This is a genomic window from Calidithermus roseus, from assembly GCF_003574095.1.
In the GTDB taxonomy this organism is placed as follows: domain Bacteria; phylum Deinococcota; class Deinococci; order Deinococcales; family Thermaceae; genus Calidithermus; species Calidithermus roseus.
Genome location: NZ_QWLA01000070.1, coordinates 1 through 18,635, shown reverse-complemented (window position 1 = coordinate 18,635; position 18,635 = coordinate 1). Strand labels below are relative to the sequence as shown.

Here is an 18,635-nt window from a genome sequence, read left to right as displayed (position 1 = left end):
ATCGAAAAGGGCTCCACCCCCGAGGAGCGGGTGGTGATCGCCACGCTGGGGCAGGTGGTCCAAGGAGAGGTCGAGGTTCGATCCCCCGCCGTGTGGGTCATCGGGCAGGTCGTGCGCCTGAGGGAGCGACTCGAGGCCCAAAGGGTCACCGCGGCTTTGCAGCCCCGTCAGGAGGTCGTGTGAACGCGCCTGGACCTGCTCTCGAGCGCTATCACCGCCGTGCGGTGCTCACGGTGTCGACCCTCGCCTTCACCATCCTGTTCGCGGTGTGGGTGTTGTTTTCCATCATCGGGCTGCCCATCCGCGAGGAGCTAGGACTCAGCGACGGCCAGTTTGCCCTGCTCACCGCGATTCCGATCCTCACGGGGTCGCTGCTTCGGCTGCCGCTGGGCATCTGGGCCGACCGGTTCGGCGGCAGGCGCGTCTTCGCTCTGCTGTGCCTGATCACTGCCGTGCCCACCTTTCTGCTCTCCCTGGCCCATTCCTACGAGCAACTGCTGGTCCTGACCTTTTTTATCGGCCTGGCCGGCACCTCCTTCGCGGTGGGGGTGTCCTGGAATTCGGCCTGGTTCGAAGCGCAGAGCCAGGGGCTGGCCCTAGGGGTCTTCGGGGCGGGCAACGTGGGGGCTTCCATCACCAAGCTGCTGGCTCCCACTCTGCTGAGCCTGGTTCCCGCCGCAAGCCTGGAGATCATTCCCAGCGGCTGGCGCTTCGTGCCCTGGGTCTACAGCATCGCCCTGGTGGTCACGGCCCTGATGGTCTGGAGCTTCACTCCCAGCGACCGCGTCCTGAGCGAGGGCCGTCCCCTGGCCGAGTTGCTCAGGCCCCTCAGGCAGCTCCAGGTCTGGCGCTTTGGCCTGTACTACGTGGTGGTGTTTGGGGCTTACGTCGGGCTTTCGCTGTGGCTCCCCAAATACTACGTCGATGTGTACGGGATCTCGCTGGCCCTGGCCGGCCTGCTGACTGCGCTGTTCATCTTCCCGGCCTCGCTCCTGCGCCCCTGGGGGGGATACCTCTCCGATCAGATGGGAGCCCGCCGCCTGATGTACGTGGTGTTCGGCGTGATCCTGGCGGCCTCCCTGCTGCTGCTCTTACCCCCGAAGCTGCTGGGGGTGTGGGGTTTCACCCTGCTGGTGGTAGTGATTGGCTTTGCGATGGGCATCGGCAAAGCGGCCAACTTGAAGATGGTGGCGGTGTGGTACCCCCGCGACATCGGGGTGACGGGCGGGATGGTGGGCATGCTGGGCGGGCTAGGCGGGTTTTTCCTGCCGCTGATGTTCGCCTGGATCAAAGACCTCACCGGGCTTCCGCAAAGCATCTTTTTGGTTCTGGCGGGTCTGGCTTTCGGGTGCCTGGTGTGGCTGCACATCGCGGTGCTGGGCATCCGGATCAGCCAGCTCGAGGCCCAGCTCAACACCCTGAACAACTCCGAAACGGTGCGCTAGTGAGGAAGGGAGTATGGCAAAGCGAATCGTAGTGGTGGGCAATGGCATGGTGGGACACAAGTTCTTGGAAACCCTGAGGGCTCGGACCCAGGACTTCGACCTCACGGTGATCGCCGAGGAGCCCCGCCTGGCCTACGACCGGGTTCACCTCAGCGAGTTCTTCAACGAACCTCGCCCCAACCTCTCGCTGGGGACGTACGAGCAGTACGCCGAGTGGGGCGTTCGCATCGTCAACGCCAGGGCCAGCGCGATCGATCGCGAGCGAAGGATCGTTCGGAGTGCCCACCAGGAGATCCCCTACGACACGCTGGTCCTGGCCACGGGTTCCTACCCCTTCGTGCCGCCCATCGAGGGGCGCGACCTCGAGGGCTGCTTCACCTACCGCACCCTCGAGGACCTCACCCGCATCGAGGCCTGGGCCAAGCACAGCCAGAAGGGCGTGGTGATTGGGGGCGGTCTGCTGGGGCTGGAGGCCGCCGGAGCGCTCTTGAAGCTGGGCTTGCAGACTCACGTGGTCGAGTTCGCCCCCCGCCTGATGCCCGTGCAACTCGACGAGCTGGGTGGCAGGCTGCTGAAGAAGAAGCTCGAGGCCATGGGGATCGGGGTACACGTCTCCAAGTCCACCCAGCGGATCGAAGCCAGAGGCGAGCGCGTGGCTGCCCTGCACTTCGCCGACGGCAGCACCCTCGAGGCCGACTTAGTGGTCTTCTCGGCGGGAATTCGCCCCCGCGACGAGCTGGCGCGCTCGAGCGGCCTGGAGGTGGGCGAGAAGGGCGGCATCGTCATCGACGAGCACTGCCGGACCTCCGACCCCCACATCTACGCCATCGGGGAGTGCGCGCTCTACCGGGGCCGCATCTACGGGCTGGTGGCTCCCGGCTACGAGATGGCCCGCGTCCTGGCCGAGCGCCTCACGGGCGGCGAGAGGACCTTCAAGGGCGCAGACCTATCCACCAAACTCAAGCTGCTGGGCGTGGAGGTGGGCAGCTTCGGCGATGCCTTCGCTCAGACACCCGGCGCACAGGAGATGCTCTATAGCAACTTCGGCAAGGGCGTCTACAAGAAGCTGGTGCTCAGCGAGGACGGCAAGCGGCTTCTGGGCGGCGTCCTGGTGGGCGATACCTCCGACTACGCCAACCTGCACGGCCTGGCCTCGAGCGCCGTGGAGCTGGACAACCCCGAGCACCTGCTCATTCCCCCTGCCGAAGGGGGGGCCGCCCCCAGGGCCAGCCTGCCCGTGACGGCACGGGTGTGCTCGTGCGAGAACGTGACTAAAGGGGCCCTCTGCGAGGCGATCCACTCGGGCTGCCGCGACATCGCCTCGCTGAAAAAGGTCACCAGGGCCGGCACCGGCTGCGGCGGCTGCGTGGCCATGATGAGCGACATCCTCAAGGAGGAACTGCTGAAGCTGGGCGAAAAGGTCAGCAACCACCTCTGCGAGCACTTCCCCTACAGCCGCCGCGAACTCTTCGACATCGTGCGGGTCAGGGGCTACAAGACCTTCGACGCCCTGCTGCGCGACTACGGCACGGGGTATGGCTGTGAAGTCTGCAAGCCGGCTGTGGCCTCGATCCTGGCCTCACTCTACAACGAGTACGTGCTCGAGGATGCCCACGCGCCCTTGCAGGACACCAACGACCGCTTCCTGGCCAACATGCAGCGCGACGGCACCTACTCGGTGGTACCCCGCATCCCCGGCGGGGAGATCACCCCGGAGAAGCTCATCGCCATCGGGCAGGTGGCCCAGAAGTACGGGCTTTACACCAAGATCACCGGCGGGCAGCGGGTAGACCTCTTCGGTGCGCGGCTGGAGCAGCTCCCGCACATCTGGGCCGACCTCATCGCCGCCGGCTTCGAGTCGGGCCACGCCTACGGCAAGGCCCTGCGCACCGTCAAGAGCTGCGTGGGCGACACCTGGTGCCGCTACGGAGTGCAGGACTCGGTGGGGCTGGCCATTCGCCTGGAGAACCGCTACAAGGGCCTGCGGGCCCCGCACAAGCTCAAGTCGGCGGTCTCGGGCTGCACCCGCGAGTGCGCCGAGGCCCAGAGCAAGGACTTCGGCGTCATCGCCACCGAGCGGGGCTGGAACCTGTACGTCTGCGGTAACGGCGGCATGAAACCCCGCCACGCCGACCTGCTGGCCGCCGACCTCGACGAGGAAACCCTCATCCGCTACATCGACCGTTTCCTGATGTTCTACATCCGCACCGCCGACCGGCTGCAACGCACCAGCGTGTGGCTGGAGAAGCTCGAGGGCGGCATCGAGTACCTGCGCGAGGTGATCGTGGAGGATAAGCTGGGCATCGCGGCGGAACTCGAGGCCCAGATGGCCCACCACATCGAGACCTATCGCTGCGAGTGGAAGGTCACGCTGGAGAACCCCGACAAGCTCAAGCACTTCCGCCACTTCGTCAACTCCGACGCCCCCGACGACAACGTCGTGGTAGTCGAGCAGCGCGGCCAGCACCGCCCGGCCTACGACTTCGAGCGCGGCACCCTGCCGCTGCCGCTGGCGATGGGGGTGGAGCCATGAACTGGGTCCGGGTCTGCCGACTGGAAGACATCCTGCCGGGCAGTGGCGTCTGCGCCCTGGTCGAGGGGAGGCAGGTGGCCATCTTCCGCGTAGGCGAGCGGCTGTTCGCCCTCTCCAACTTCGACCCCTTCACCCAGGCCAACGTGCTCAGCCGCGGCCTGGTGGGCAGCAAGGGGGAGCGCTTGTACGTGGCCTCGCCGCTGCTGAAGCATCGCTTCGACCTCGAGAGCGGCGAATACCTCGACGACCCCAGCATCCGCCTGCCGGTGTACGCGGTGAGGCTGGAGGCGGGGGAAGTCTGGGTGGGCGTTCCCATCTCCGAGGCGGCGAAGGTGGGGACATGAGGCTCTTCGGGATGCGCTTCGCCCTGTGCGGCCCACGCCGGGCCGAGGACCTGGCGCTGATCCTGCAAAAGCAGGGGGCCATTCCCCTCTTTCGCCCCACCGTGCAGACCGTGCTGGCCGAGCCCCAACTGCTCGAGGCCCAGCTTCGCAAGTTCGCCCAGGAGGGCGCGGACTGGGCGATCTTTACCACCGGGGTGGGGCTGGAGGAGTTGCACAAGCAGGCCGAGGCCCTGGGGTTGTGGGAAGCGGTCTATGCCCAGCTAAAGCGCAGCAAGATCGCCCTGCGTGGCTACAAGGCCGAGCAGGCCCTCAAGCGGCACGGCCTCGAGGCCCTCGTGGAGGACGAAGACGGCACCGTCGAGGGCCTGATCGAAGCCCTTCAGGCTCATCCTTTCGCGGGCCAGCGGGTGTTCCTCCAGCTCTACGGGCAACCCGCACCCAGGCTCGTGCGCTTCCTCCGCGAGCAGGGGGCGCAGCTCGAGGAGCTCCTGCCCTACCGGCACGTCTGCGCCCCCGAAGCCGACCTCACGCGGCTGCTGGAGGAAATCCTCACCCATCAGGTCGATGCGGTGGTCTTCACCAGCGTGCCCCAGGTGGGGTACCTGCTCGAACACGCCCGCAGGCGGGGACGGATGGAAGTTCTGAAGGAGGCTTTCGAGGAGGTCCGGGCACTGGCCATCGGGCGGGTGACCGCGAAGCCCTTGCAAGAGGCAGGGATACGGGTGTGGCATCCCCAGACCGAGCGCATCGGGGCATTGGTGACGGAGTTCGCCGCCCTCGAGGGGATCGGGGACGCCAGAACGAAGCAACGGCTTTGAACGAGGAGAAGCATGAAAAAGATCAATCGCAGGGAAGTGCTCAAGAAAGGCGTCACGCTGGGCATCGCCACCACCGGGCTCACCGGGCTCATGCGCGGGCGGGCCCAGCCCAAAAAGCTCAGGATCGGCTTCATCGCCCTCACCGACTGCGCCCCCGCGGTGATGGCCCAGGAGCTGGGGCTGTTCAAGAAGTACGGCCTGGAGGTCGAAGTCGCCAAGGAGGCGAGCTGGGCCACCACCCGCGACCACCTGCTCAGCGGGGAGATCACCGCCGCCCACTGCCTCTTCGGCATGCCTTTTTCGGTCTACACCGGCATCGGTGGGCCAGCAGGGCGGGTCTTACCCATCGCCATGGTCTTCAACAACAACGGCCAGGCCATCACCCTCTCCAGCCAGGACTTTGGCGGCAAGGTGGGCTTCAAGGACCTCGAGGGCGCCGGGAAGGCCATTCTGGCCAAGAAGAAGGAGGGCAAGCCCCTCACCTTCGCCATGACCTTCCCCGGCGGCACCCACGACCTGTGGCTGCGCTACTGGCTGGGAGCCTGCGGCGTGAGCCCGGCGAGCGACGTGCGGGTCATCGTCATTCCCCCGCCCCAGATGGTCGCCAACATGAGCGTGGGCAACATGGACGGTTTCTGCGTGGGCGAGCCCTGGAACGGCGTGGCGGTCAAGCAGGGCATCGGCTTCACCACCGTCGCCAGCCAGGACATCTGGAAGCACCACCCCGAAAAGGCCCTGGTCTTCAACAACGAGTTCTTCCGGGCCAACCCCGAGGAGTCGCAGGCCCTCACCAAGGCCATCCTCGAGGCCTGCAAGTGGCTGGACAACGTAGCCAACCGCCGCACCGCCGCCCGGGTGATCGGTCAGCGGCAGTACGTCAACGCCGACCCCGACGTGATCGACGCCCGCCTGCAGGGGGTCTACGAGCTCGGCGGCGGCCTGGGCCGGCGCAACTACACCGACGACTACATGCTCTTTCACCGCGGCGGCCAGACCAACTTCCCCCGCAAGTCCCATGCCATCTGGTTTCTGGCCCAGTACCGCCGCTGGGGCATGCTCAAGGAAAAACCCGACTATGAGAAGATCGCCGAGGCCATCCTGGCCCAGGACTTCTACGCCTCAGTAGCCAAGGAGCTCAAGATCCCCCTCCCCAAAGACGACATGCAGCCCCTGGGCGGCTTCATCGACGGGGTCACCTTTGACCCCAAAGACCCCGAGGGCTCGATCAAGAAGTACAAGGTGCGGGAGTTGTGACAGCTGCGAAACTTCTCCGTATGGGTTCGGCTATTTGACAAGCTCACCGTGGGGTCAAGAAGGAGGTTTGCACGTGGAGCGTCTCGGTAGGAAATCCTTCTCTCGGGGGCTCGTCGTCCCCAAGCCCCTGCTCGCGGGGTTCAACGCTCTGATCGGCTTTTTCATCCTGCTGTTGGTGTGGTATGTCCTCAGCCACACCATCGCCCCCAAAGTGCCCGACCCTGCCAAGACCCTTGGCATCTTCTGGCAGCTGCTCATCGACCCCTTCTACGACAACGGTCCCAACGACAAGGGCATCGGCTTGCAGTTGTGGCTCTCGCTCGAGCGCGTCTTCGTGGGCTTTGGCCTGGGGGCTCTGATCGCCGTGCCGCTGGGCATCGTGATCGGAGCCTCCGAGGGGCTGCGGGCGATGCTCAACCCGGTGATCCAGATGCTGCGCCCGGTGTCGCCGCTGGCCTGGTTCCCGGTGGGCCTAGCCGCCTTCCAGGCCTCGGAGCAGGCGGCCATCTTCGTCATCGCCATCTGCTCGCTGTGGCCCACCCTGATTAACACCGCGCTGGGCGTGGGCTCGATCCCGCAGGACTACCGCAACGTGGCCAGGGTCTACGCCTTCTCGCCCTGGACCTACCTCACCCGCGTGGTGCTGCCCCACAGCCTGCTCTACGTGTTTACCGGCTTCCGGCTGGGCATGGGCATCGCCTGGATGGTGATCGTGGCCGCCGAGATGCTCGCCGGCGGCACCGGGGTGGGCTTCTTCGTGTGGGACAGCTACAACTCGGGCCAGCTCGAGTACGTCATGGCGAGCATCCTCTTCATCGGGCTGGTGGGCTGGGCGCTCGACGCCCTGCTGGGGCAGTTGGTCAGGCGCTTCAGCCATGGCTGAGGCCACGCGCACGCCAGGAGCACCTATGGCATTCTTGAACATCTCGAGCGTCTACAAGCGCTTTGGCGGTTACACCGCGCTGGAGAACGTCAACCTCAACGTTCGGCAGGGCGAAGTGATCGCCCTCATCGGCCACTCGGGCTGCGGCAAGTCTACTTTGCTATCCATGATCGCCGGGCTGAGCCAGCCCACCCAGGGGGAAATCCTGCTCGAGGGCCGACCTCTGAAAGGCCCCGGCCCCGAGCGGGGGGTGGTGTTCCAGAACTACTCGCTCTTGCCCTGGCTTTCGGTCTACCAAAACGTCAAGGTGGCAGTGGCCTCGGTACACCGCGAGCGCACCGACGGCGAGAAGGCCCGCATCACCGAGAAGTTCCTCCAGATCGTGGGGTTGTGGGAGCACCGCCACAAAAAACCGGGTGAGATCTCCGGCGGCATGAAGCAGCGCACCGCCTTGGCCCGCGCGCTCGCCACCAACCCCAAGGTCTTGCTGCTCGACGAGCCCTTCGGCGCGCTCGACGCCCTGACCCGCGCCACCTTGCAGGACGAGTTGCTGAAGGTGTGGGACTCGACGCTCGAGGACGGCTTCCTGAGGGCCATCTGGGGTAGCGAGCGCAAGACCATCCTCCTGGTCACGCACGACATCGAGGAAGCCATCTACCTCTGTGACCGCATCGCGGTGATGAGCAACGGACCCGCCGCCACCATCGGCAAGGTGGTGGAAGTGCCGCTGCCACGCCCCCGCGACCGGCGGGAGATGCTCGAGAGCCGCGCCTACGTGGAGATCAAGGAGGAGCTGCTGCACCTGCTGACCGTGGTCTACGCCAGGAAAGCTGCCTGATGGCGGCTCGAGCCCAGTCCGCCCGGTGTACCACTTTGCCGTACACCGAGCGGAAGTTCCATCAGTGACTTATGGGAGCGTCGCTGGAGAGGAAAAGGGCTTGGTGGCGTCCACCAAAAACATCACCAGCGCGTGGAGATCTGTAGAGCCGCAGCTAGAGACCTGCATCGGCGTATTGGCCTCATGACCGTTCGCCAGTTGTCCAGCTTGCACCCGGATCACCCCATGGGAAGTACGGATGCATTGTTCTCCGGCGAGCACGAAGAACGCTTCCGAGCCCGGATGGGTGTGCACGGCGGTAACGCTGCCGGTGGGGCCGGTGGCCTCGTTGATCCTGAGGAGATACTCCGAAGCAGCCACCCGGGGGAGTGGACCAACCTCGATAACCTCGCCACCCCCTGCGGCCTCACCCTTAGGACCAAGCTTGAAGAGCCAGACCTTGCCCCCCGCCTCGACGGCCAGCCCCCAGGGGCCGGCGGCGGCCTGGGCCACTGCGAGCGTGGGGAAATTCTGAATTCGCCAGAAGAGCGGTCCATCCGGCAATTGGGACGCTTTCCGCTCGGCCAGTGCCTTGATCGCAAGAGGCTGTTGCTGTTGGCCTCCCACCGTCGTAAAGAGAAATACCCCCCAAATCAGAATGACGAACACACCCAAAAATCCATATCTCATCGACTTCACCTCCCAGGCGCACTTTCGTGTTTATGGTGCGCCGACGGCAGGCTGCTGTCATCCGCAAATCTACTTAAGTGGGAGGCTCTCGAGGTGCCTCGAGGCCCAGACGGCAATCTGGGTGCGTTTTTCCACTCCGAGCTTGTTCAGGATATTCTGCACGTGGGCATCCACGGTGCGCTGGGAGATCTCCAGTTTCTCTGCGATCTGACGGTTGGTCAGGCCGCAGGCGATTTCCCGCACGACTTGGGATTCGCGGTCGGTCAGCCCACCAGGACGCGGAACGTGCGCTGTTACCGCGGGAGCGCTCCGCCCGAGGGCCAGCGCCACCGCCTCGCCAGGCGTCATCGCCCGTCCCTGGCTCCAAGCCGCTTCGAACGCGGCAGGCCCCAGACGCTCGCGCACGGCAGCCACCCTCGCCTCCGACGGGCCCCCACCCGCGAAGCCGAAGGCATCCCGCAAAGCCTCGGAAGCACCCAGCAGCTTGGCGGCAACCTCCGCGCGATCCGAGGGCGCCAGGAGGCCTGCGAGGTTCTCCAGGTGGCGCACCGTCAGCAAGCGGTGGCCGATCTCGTAGGAGAGCGCCAGGCTCTCCTCCAGTAGCGCCAGGGCTTGAACGGGGTCTTCGGACACCAGGGCCAGACCGAGGTTGCCGGTGACGACGCTGGTCAGCCATTTGTCGTGACGCGGACGAGCCAACGCCAGGGCCTCCTCGAAGAACGTCCGCGCTCGTGAAATATCGCCTCGCCGGTGTAGTGCGCTCCCGATGCCACCCAGCGCCCGGATGGCCAGCGCCTCGTCCCCTGCTTGGCGCGCAAGGTCCAGAATCTCACGGCTCAGGCGCTCATAACGTTCGATATCCCCCACCGTATCCGTCGCCAGGGCCAAACCCCACAGAACCCAGGCCAACAGCGAAGGCTCGCCCACCGATCGGGCTAAGGCCGCGGCCTGTTCTGCCAAGCCGAGCGCCTGCTGCACTTCGCCCTGGTGCATAAGAAAAAAGGCCAGGTTTCTAAGCGCCAGGGCACGTCCCTGGTCGGAGACCTGCCGCTTGGCTGCCGCTAGCCCATTCCACTTTCGACCTTCGCGGATATACCCACGGGCAAACCAGAAACGATGCATGGCAGCTACCAGCAGCGCCCCTGTTTCCTCGTCCCCGCCATTCAAGCACCAATTCAGGGCCAGGCGGACGTTGTCGTGAGAGCGCTCGAGGCGAAGGAGCCAGACCGCCTGGTGCTCACTCCATATGAACCGCTCCGCGCGCTGGGCAAGGCCGAGAAACCAGGCGGCGTGGCGCTGGCGCACCACATCCGCCTCGCCCATGCGCTCCAGTTGCTCCTCGGCGAAGCTACGGATGGTCTCCAGCATGCGAAAGCGCGTTTCGCCCTCGCCCACCCGCAGCAGCAGGTTTTTGTCCACGAGCCCCGCGAGCGGGGTCAGCACATCCACCCCAAGCCCCTCGCATACCGCCTCGATGGCCTCGAGAGGGGTCTCGCCGGCGAAGGCGCCCAGAGCGCGAAACACCCGGCGTTCTGCTTCACTCAAGAGGTCGTAACTCCAGGCGATGGCGTCAAAGAGGGTACGCTGTCGCTCGGGCGCATCGCGTGAACTGCCCAAGGGGAAGGCCCGGTGAGCCGATAGCCGGGATAGAACCGTCTCCGGCCCCAGCACGGCAGTCCAGGCGGCCGCTAGTTCGATGGCGAGGGGAAGTCCATCCAGCCGGCGGCAGATCTCCACCACAGCAGGGGCATTCCGCTCGTCAGCCGAGAACCCTGCTTCTGCCATACGTGCCCGCTCCAAAAAGAGGGCGGTGGCGGGGTATCGGGTCAGCGTAACAGGGTCCAACCGCGCCGGTGCGTCGGGCAGGTCAAGTGGGAAGAGGTTGTACCTATGCTCCCAGCGGATGTGCAAGGGCTGACGGCTGGTGACGATCAGTTTGATCCGCGGGCTCGCCTCCAGCAGATCGGCCAGGTCTGCGGCGGCTGCGATCACGTGCTCGAAGTTGTCCAGGATAAGCAGCAGGTTTCGATTCCTCAGATGTCGCTGAAGTTGCGTCAGCATCGGGCGATCCAGGTGTTCGACCACGCCAAGCGCGCGGGCGACCAAATCGAGCACCAGACCCCTGTCACGCAAGGGGGCTAGGTCCACAAATACTGCGCCCTCGTCAAATTTGGAAACAATCCTGGAGGCCAACTCGAGCGCGAAGCGCGTTTTGCCTACGCCGGGCGGACCTACAACGCTAACGAGCCGCACGTCGCCACGCGAGATGAGCGCCTCGGCTGCGTTCAGATCCCTCTGGCGACCAATCATGGCGTACGGCTGCAACGGCAGTCGGTACAGGCCCTCTTTATTAACGCCGCTGCTACTCCACCAATCCACACTCATGACAACTTCTCCCTGGGATTCCTTTTAGCCCCGGCTGCTCTCGGCAAATCTCTCGAAGAATCGTCGGCTGGCTGAGTGCCTAAATGTCCCCTTATTGTATAACACCCCATATGCTGCCCTCCGTTCGCCGCTTCGGGCGCGGGAACGTCCAACTGTTTTCCTCCGCAGATGCTCGAGACCCGGCGCTTTCACGTGGGGCGCGTCGTGGAATCGCTTCATGAGATGAATCTAAAGAAGCGCTAATCCACCGGACAGTTGACCAGAATCCAAGTAGCGGTTTAAGATTCTGGACGGGCTTCAAAACCCAATCCGTTATGGAGGTTGATATGCGCCGATTTACGTTGTTGGTCGCAGCCTTGCTGGTGCTGGCTGCATGTACGTCCAGCCCCCAAGTCGCCGAGGACACCGGGGTTCCCGTCCTGGGGCTGGACAACCCTCAGGTGATCCCTGGGCAGTACATCGTGGTGTACAAGAAAGACGCCGGGGTGCTGCCCGCACTGCAAAGCCTGAAGACGGGCCTGAGCGCGGGCACGGTACAGAGCCAGGCCCTGCAGGGCCTGGGGCTCGAGGGCGCCCAGGTGCGCCAGGCCTACACCGCCGCCCTCCAGGGCGTGGCCGTGCGCCTCTCCGACGAGCAGCTCAGCCGCCTGCGCCAGGATCCGCGCGTCGCCTACATCGAAGCCGACCAGGTGATGGAAGCCTGGGCCACCCAGAGCCCGGCCACCTGGGGCCTCGATCGCATCGACCAGCGTGACCTCCCGCTCTCCAATAGCTACACCTACAACTACACCGGGGCCGGAGTCCACGCCTACATCATCGACACCGGCATCCGCCAGACCCACGCCGAGTTCAGCGGGCGCATCGGCAACGGCTACGACGCGGTGACCCCAGGCGGTAGCGCCAGCGACTGCAACGGCCACGGCACCCACGTCGCCGGCACCGTGGGCGGCAGCACCTACGGCGTGGCCAAGGCCGTGAGGCTGCACCCGGTTCGGGTGCTCGACTGCAACGGCTCGGGCAGCAACTCGGGCGTGATCGCCGGGGTGGACTGGGTCGCCCAGAACCACGTCAAACCTGCCGTCGCCAACATGAGCCTGGGTGGTGGAGCTTCCACCGCGCTCGACAATGCGGTGAGCAACGCCATCAACGCCGGCGTGACCTTCGCCATCGCCGCCGGAAACTCCAACGCCAACGCCTGCAACTACTCCCCCGCCCGCGTCGGCAGCGCCATCACCGTGGGCTCGAGCACCTCCTCCGACGCCCGCTCCTCTTTCTCCAACTACGGCAGTTGCCTCGACCTCTTCGCTCCGGGCTCCTCCATCACCTCAGCCTGGTACACCTCCGACATCGCCACCAACACCATCAGCGGCACCTCGATGGCCACTCCGCACGTAGCCGGCGTGGCTGCGCTGTACCTGCAGGCCAACCCCAGCGCCAACCCCAGCACCGTAGCCAGCGCCATCGTGGGCGGCGCCACCTCGGGCCGGCTCTCGAGCATAGGCAGCGGCTCACCCAACCTGCTGCTTTACTCGCTGCTCGACGGTAGCTCCCCGCCCCCGCCTTCCGGCGAGACCTATACCGGCACCCTAAGCGGCACCGGCCAGTCCAACTACCACCCCGGCACCGCCGGCTTCAGCTACAGCGGCGGCACCCTCAAGGGCACCCTCACCGGCCCCTCCAACGCCGACTTCGACCTCTACTTACAGCAGCGCAGCAGCTCGGGAAGCTGGACTACCGTCGCCCGCTCCGAGAACTACACCTCCAACGAGAGCATCACTTACTCGGCCAGCGCAGGCACCTACCGCTGGCGCGTCTACTCCTACAGCGGCTCAGGCTCCTACACCCTGACTGTACAGAAATAGCTCGGCGTCCTCACCCCGCTCCCCTCGAGAACGGCTCGAGGGGAGTTTTCACCGGGTCGTCGGCCTTGAGGTCCCACACATCCCCTCGCGTTCGACGCAGCCACTTCGCCTCTATCGGAATTAGGGATGGCGTCACGATGCTCAACCTTGATGAAGAAAGCAATCCAGGATGGGTCTCACGTCCCCATGCAAAATCATGAAGCCCGTATGCATCGCTTCGGGCCTTTCCCACCAACCGACCTTCATCCCGTTCAGAAAGCCATTTTCATCATCTCCGACAATATTCACCTTTATTATGTTTTTTGCGTAATATGCTATAATGTCTGAGTGAGCACCGAGATCACCGCAAACTACGACGCATCCCAGATCAAAGTTCTGAAAGGTCTCGAGGGGGTCCGCCACCGTCCCGCTATGTACATTGGCGGAACGCAGTCGGATGGCTATCACCACCTCTTCAAGGAAATCCTGGACAACGCGGTGGACGAAGCCCTAGCCGGCTATGCCACCGAGATCATCACCATCCTGCACCCTGACGGCTCGATCACCGTCGAGGACAATGGGCGCGGCATCCCCGTGGACATCATGCCCGGCGAGGGCAAGCCGGCGGTGGAAGTTATTTACACCGTCCTGCACGCAGGCGGCAAGTTCGAAGAAGGCGCATACAAGGTCTCGGGCGGCCTGCACGGGGTGGGGGCCAGCGTGGTCAACGCCCTGGCGGAATACACCATCGTGGAGGTCTTCCGCGACGGCAAGCATTACAAGATCGAGTTCAGTCGCGGCAACGTGACCAAGCCGCTCGAGGTCGTGGGCAACGCCCCTAAGGGCAAGCGCGGCACCCGCGTGACCTTCATGCCCGACCACACCATCTTCGACCCCGGCCTCACCTTCGAGGCCAGCAAGCTCAGGAACCGCCTGCGCGAGGTGAGCTTTCTGGTCGCGGGGCTGAAGCTGATCTTCAAGGACGAGCAGCACCAGAAGGAAGAGGTCTTCTTCGACAAGGGCGGCGTGGCCTCCTTCGCACGCTTCCTGGCCGGGAACGACGAGTTGCTCTACGACAAGCCGGTGCTCTTGCAAGGCGACGTGGAAAGCGTGAGCGTGGACGTGGGCCTCATCCACTCCAAGAGCTACAATGTCGAGCTGGTGAGCTACGCCAACATGATCCCCACCCGCGACGGCGGCACCCACCTCTCCGGCTTCAAGACCGCCTACACCCGCGCCATCAACGCTTACGCCAAAAAGGCAGGTCTGGTCAGAGATAAGGACCTCGAGCCCACCGGCGATGACCTTCTGGAAGGTGTCTCGGCGGTAATCTCGATCAAGATTCCCCAACCGCAATTCGAGGGCCAGACCAAGGGCAAGCTCCTCAACCCCGAGGCCGGCACCGCGGTGAGCAAAGTGGTCTATGAGAAGTTCTCGGAGTACCTCGAGGAGAACCCCCGCATCGCCAAGCTGATCTACGAGAAAGCCCAGCGCGCCGCCCAGGCCCGTGAAGCCGCCCGCAAAGCGCGCGAGCTGGTGCGCCGCTCTAACCCTCTCGAGTCCGACGACCTCCCCGGCAAGCTGGCCGACTGCCAATCCGAAGACCCCACCGAGTCCGAGCTTTTCATCGTGGAAGGTGACAGCGCGGGCGGAAGCGCCAAGAGCGGGCGCGACCGCCGTTTCCAGGCCATCCTGCCCCTGCGCGGCAAGATTTTGAACGTCGAGAAGGCCGGGCTCTCCAAGGCCCTCAAGAACGCCGAGGTGCGGGCTATGGTGGCGGCCATTGGCGCAGGCATCGGCAACCGGGACGGCGAGGAAGCTCACTTCGCCATCGAGAACCTGCGCTACCACAAGATCATCATCATGACCGACGCTGACGTAGACGGCTCGCACATCCGCACCCTGCTGCTGACCTTCTTCTACCGCTACATGCGTCCCATCATCGAGCAGGGCTACCTCTACGTGGCCCAGCCCCCGCTCTACGGCCTGCGGGTGGGCAAGAGCAAGAACGTGGAGTACCTCTTCGACGACGAAGCCCTCAAGAAAGCCCTGGCCGAGATCGGTGACAAGAGCTACGAGATCCAGCGCTTCAAGGGCCTGGGCGAGATGAACGCCGAGCAATTGTGGGAGACCACCATGGACCCGGCCAGACGAGTGCTCAAACGGGTGAGCATGGAAGACGCCCTCTACGCCGCCGAGATCTTCGAGAAGCTCATGGGCTCCGACGTGCAGCCGCGCCGCGAGTTCATCGAGGAAAACGCCCGCTTCGCCCAACTCGACATCTGAGCGAGAAGCTGTCGTAACCCTCGAGGCCAGTTACCACACCGAAGCCATGGAACGGCGCACGCTGGGCAAGAGTGGCTTAAGAGTCCCGGTGGTGGGCCTGGGCCTCTGGCAGGTGCTGGACGTGGCCCCAAGGCGGGAAGTCGGTGTCTAGGTCGTGGTGGAAGCGGCGCTCGAGGGTGATCAACCGATCCAGCTCTCGAGTTGCTTAGGCAGCGGCTTCCCCAGGGCCCGCAGATAGAGCGTAGCCTTAGCCGCGAAGATCAGCACCGCTTCGCGGAAGACGTGGAAGTTGGCCTCCAGCGGCAGGCTCCAGCCATCCCGGTCAATCCGGCGCTCGAGGTCCTCGTCGTCGAGCTCGGAGAGCGAGTCCAGCAGGTCCTCGTCCAGAACCGCGAACCAATCGCGCAGGGCGGCGAGCGTCGTGAGCCCGGCGGGGGCCTGCATATCGAAGCGCAGGATGAAATCGCGGAAGGAGCGGGCATAGGCCGCCTCGGCGGTGCCCAGCTCGAGAATCAGTTCCCCCAGGCTGGGGCTGCCGGGGAGGCGGTAGGCTAGGTCGGCGTCGCTGATGCTGTGCAGCACTTCGTCGCGCAGGTTCAGGGTTTGTTTGAGCAGCTCGAGCTGGCTTTGAATGAGCCGGTTCACCTTGGGCCTCCTTGCCTGAATACACAAAGATTATCGCGGACTTTCGCCGGCTACTGTATCGATAGCCGTAGGGGCGCACCGCGGTGCGCCCCTACGAAAGCCTCGAGCTTCGCTCACTTCACGAACAGCATCTCGCGGTAGCTGGGCAGGGGCCAGTGCTTGTCGGCCACGATGCGCTCGAGGGCATCGGCGGCCTTGCGCACCTCCTGCATGGCCGGGAGCACCCTGTCGCGCATGTGGTAAGCCTTCTCGTGCACCGTGTCGCCGCCCAGCTCGGCGTTTTGCACCTTGAGCTTCTCGAGCGCATCGGAGAGGGCATCGGCAGCCTTGCTGACCTGCTCGATGGTGCGGGCGAGGGCCTTCGACTTGACCCCTACCCCGGAAAGCTCGGCCAAGTAGGCCAGGGCACCGGGCAGGATCTGGGTCTGGGCGATCCACTCGGTCGTCTCCCCCTCGATGTTGATGGTCTTGAAGTACTGGTCGAACATGATCTCCTGGCGGGCCTCGAGTTCACGCCTGTTGAGCACGCCATACTTGGCGAACAGCTCGATGTTCTTCTCGTCGGTAAGGCGCTCGATGGCCTCGAGGGCAGTGCGCAGGTTCAAGAGATCGCGCTTGGCCGCCTCCTTGTGCCAGGCTTCGGAGTAGCCGTCGCCGTTGAAAACGATGCGGCTGTGCTTCTTGTAGGTAGACTTGAGCACCTCCTGCAAGGCAGCCTCGAAGCTCTTCTTTTTCTTCATCAAGGCCTCGACCTCGTCGGTCAGCGCGTCGATGGACTCAGCCACGATGGTGTTGAGCACGGTGATAGGCATGGAGATGCTCTGCGAAGAGCCCACCGCGCGGAACTCGAACTTGTTGCCAGTAAAGGCAAAGGGCGAGGTACGGTTGCGGTCGCCCGCGTGGCGGGGCAGGGGCGGCAGCACGGGAGTGCCCAGGCCCAGCAGCCCAGCCGACTTGCCCGTGAGGCTCTTGCCGCTCACCAGGCGCTCGAAGATATCGGTGAGCTCAGCGCCCAGGAAGATCGAGAGGATGGCGGGCGGAGCCTCGTTGGCACCCAGGCGGTGGTCGTTGGAGGCCGAGGCCACGCTGATGCGCAGCAGGTCCTGATGCAGGTCCACGGCGCGAATCACCGCCGCGCAGAAGAACAGGAACTGCATGTTGTCGTGCGGGGTTTCGCCGGGCTCGAGCAGGTTCATCCCGGTATCGGTGCCCATGCTCCAGTTGCAGTGCTTGCCCGAGCCGTTGATGCCCGCGAAGGGCTTCTCGTGCAGCAGAGCCACCATCCCGTAGCGGCGGGCGGTGTTCTTCAGCGTCTGCATGATGAGTTGCTGGTGATCGGCGGCGATGTTGGAGTGCTCGAAGATGGGCGCGATCTCGTACTGGCCGGGAGCCACCTCGTTGTGGCGGGTTTTGACGGGAACTCCCAGCGCGTAGAGCTGGTGCTCAACATCAGTCATGAAGGAGAGCACCCTATCGGGGATGGAGCCGAAGTAGTGGTCCTCCAACTCCTGCCCCCGCGGGGGCTTGGCCCCGAAGAGGGTGCGCCCGGTCATCACCAGGTCGGGGCGGCGGTAGTAGAACTCCTCGTCGATGAGGAAGTACTCCTGCTCCGCGCCCAGCGTCGAAGAGACCTTGTTGGCGTCGGTCACGCCGAAGAGCGCCAGGGCTCTGAGGGCCGACTTGTTGAGTGCTTCGATGGAGCGCAGCAGGGGGGTCTTGAGGTCGAGGGCTTCGCCGGTCCAGCTGGCGAAGGCGGTGGGGATGCACAAGGTCGCGCCGTTGGAGTGGCGCAGGATGAAGGCCGGAGAGGTGGGGTCCCAGGCAGTGTAGCCCCGCGCCTCGAAGGTAGCCCGCAGCCCGCCGGAGGGGAAGCTCGAAGCATCAGGCTCGCCCTGGATCAGGTCCTTGCCGCTGAACTGGGCAATGGCCGAACCGTCGCTGGTAGGCGAGACGAAGGAGTCATGTTTCTCGGCGGTGGCTCCGGTGAGGGGTTGAAACCAGTGGGTGTAGTGGGTAGCTCCCTTTTCCAGCGCCCAGGTCTTCATAGCCAGCGCCACGGTATCGGCGATGGCCGGGTCGATGGGAGCTCCGCGCTCCATGGTGGCCTGCAAGGACTTCCAAACCGGCTTGCTCAGCCGCTGCCGCAACTCCTCGGGTGTGAGCACGTCGCGGGCGAACACCTCGTTCACCACGTCACTGGAAACCTGTCGGGACATGCCGTCCAAACGCCAGTTGCGCGCCGCCGAAACAACATCGAATTCGTGGTTCATGAGCTCTCCGTTCTCCTTAGGTGGTCCCAAGCCTCGTTTATGGGTAAACCGCACAGCCCTGACTCATCTGTGCATGTCGTTTCCCCATATTTTGACTTAAGACGGGATTCCCCATCCCACTGTGCAGCATATCATGCATTTCGAGCATTTTGTCTAGTAGTTTTTGATCAATTGGCTGCCCATCGATGAACACTGTGCATATTTTTATCAGTAAACGCGGAGGCAGCTTCTACATCTTGTCTGTTAGCTCTTTGGATCAGATCTTGTTTTGTTTTGCCCACATGCCTCTCCAGCAAGTGCCCGCCCAGCTTCTCCATCTCGTCCAGCACGTCATCCCCCAGCCGCCTGATGTGGTCGGCGGTGACCCTGACCGAGCGGTACTTCAGCACGTTCCTGACCTTCTCCGTTAGGGTCGCCAGGGTGG

Annotated in this window: 14 protein-coding genes and 1 pseudogene; 10 read left to right on the top strand and 5 right to left on the bottom strand. The window is 64.5% G+C overall.

Going from position 1 to position 18,635, the window contains the following annotated elements; all coding sequences use genetic code 11:
* The 8 genes and pseudogenes from Mrose_RS14730 to Mrose_RS14695 all read left to right on the top strand — a co-directional run.
* Positions 1-183, top strand: a pseudogene (locus tag Mrose_RS14730) (hypothetical protein); the annotation flags it as partial.
* Positions 180-1,445, top strand: a complete 1,266-nt coding sequence (locus tag Mrose_RS14725) for an MFS transporter (protein WP_119279535.1) — start codon at positions 180-182, stop codon at positions 1,443-1,445. The pseudogene Mrose_RS14730 and the gene Mrose_RS14725, both read left to right, overlap by 4 nt.
* Before the next feature lie 13 nt (positions 1,446-1,458).
* A complete protein-coding gene (nirB, locus tag Mrose_RS14720) occupies positions 1,459-3,978 on the top strand; it encodes a nitrite reductase large subunit NirB (protein ID WP_119279534.1) in 2,520 nt (839 codons plus the stop codon).
* A complete protein-coding gene (gene nirD / locus Mrose_RS14715) occupies positions 3,975-4,322 on the top strand; it encodes a nitrite reductase small subunit NirD (protein ID WP_119279532.1) in 348 nt (115 codons plus the stop codon). Before nirB ends, nirD begins: the two co-directional genes overlap by 4 nt.
* Positions 4,319-5,140 (top strand): uroporphyrinogen-III synthase, encoded by an 822-nt coding sequence (locus Mrose_RS14710; RefSeq protein ID WP_119279530.1) that lies wholly within the window; start codon positions 4,319-4,321, stop codon positions 5,138-5,140. The genes nirD and Mrose_RS14710 overlap by 4 nt, the downstream gene beginning before the upstream one ends.
* A gap of 12 nt (positions 5,141-5,152) precedes the next feature.
* Entirely contained in the window at positions 5,153-6,394 is a 1,242-nt protein-coding gene (locus Mrose_RS14705; RefSeq protein WP_119279528.1) for a CmpA/NrtA family ABC transporter substrate-binding protein, read from the top strand.
* A 73-nt stretch (positions 6,395-6,467) separates the two neighbouring features.
* Positions 6,468-7,277, top strand: coding sequence for a nitrate ABC transporter permease (gene ntrB / locus Mrose_RS14700; protein ID WP_220452342.1), 810 nt, complete (start codon positions 6,468-6,470; stop codon positions 7,275-7,277).
* 25 nt (positions 7,278-7,302) lie between these two features.
* Positions 7,303-8,115 carry an ABC transporter ATP-binding protein gene (locus Mrose_RS14695; protein ID WP_119279524.1) on the top strand — a complete coding sequence of 271 codons (813 nt, stop codon included), beginning with the start codon at positions 7,303-7,305 and terminating at the stop codon, positions 8,113-8,115.
* 69 nt (positions 8,116-8,184) lie between these two features.
* On the opposite strand, the gene Mrose_RS14690 is transcribed toward Mrose_RS14695, so the two are convergent.
* Together Mrose_RS14690 and Mrose_RS14685 are read right to left on the bottom strand one after the other, a co-directional pair.
* Complete coding sequence (locus Mrose_RS14690; RefSeq protein ID WP_245969957.1) at positions 8,185-8,763, bottom strand: cupin domain-containing protein; 579 nt, start codon at positions 8,761-8,763, stop codon at positions 8,185-8,187.
* A gap of 90 nt (positions 8,764-8,853) precedes the next feature.
* Complete coding sequence (locus Mrose_RS14685; RefSeq protein WP_119279522.1) at positions 8,854-11,169, bottom strand: LuxR C-terminal-related transcriptional regulator; 2,316 nt, start codon at positions 11,167-11,169, stop codon at positions 8,854-8,856.
* 326 nt (positions 11,170-11,495) lie between these two features.
* On the opposite strand from Mrose_RS14685, the gene Mrose_RS14680 reads away from it, so the two are divergent.
* Together Mrose_RS14680 and Mrose_RS14675 are read left to right on the top strand one after the other, a co-directional pair.
* Positions 11,496-13,031, top strand: coding sequence for a S8 family peptidase (locus tag Mrose_RS14680; protein WP_182482846.1), 1,536 nt, complete (start codon positions 11,496-11,498; stop codon positions 13,029-13,031).
* Between the two features lie 327 nt (positions 13,032-13,358).
* Positions 13,359-15,296, top strand: a complete 1,938-nt coding sequence (locus Mrose_RS14675; protein ID WP_119279519.1) for a DNA topoisomerase subunit B — start codon at positions 13,359-13,361, stop codon at positions 15,294-15,296.
* A 180-nt stretch (positions 15,297-15,476) separates the two neighbouring features.
* Here the strand turns inward: Mrose_RS14675 and Mrose_RS14670 are convergent, their stop codons facing one another.
* From Mrose_RS14670 to Mrose_RS14660, 3 genes are all read right to left on the bottom strand, one after another.
* On the bottom strand, positions 15,477-15,941 hold the full coding sequence (locus Mrose_RS14670; RefSeq protein WP_182482845.1) for a DinB family protein: 465 nt from the start codon (positions 15,939-15,941) through the stop codon (positions 15,477-15,479).
* Positions 15,942-16,054: 113 nt separating this feature from the next.
* A complete protein-coding gene (locus tag Mrose_RS14665; protein ID WP_119279515.1) occupies positions 16,055-18,211 on the bottom strand; it encodes a glutamine synthetase III family protein in 2,157 nt (718 codons plus the stop codon).
* Between the two features lie 167 nt (positions 18,212-18,378).
* Positions 18,379-18,635, bottom strand: a 257-nt coding sequence (locus Mrose_RS14660) for an RNase A-like domain-containing protein (RefSeq protein WP_338025233.1), incomplete at its 5' end; no start/stop codon positions are given.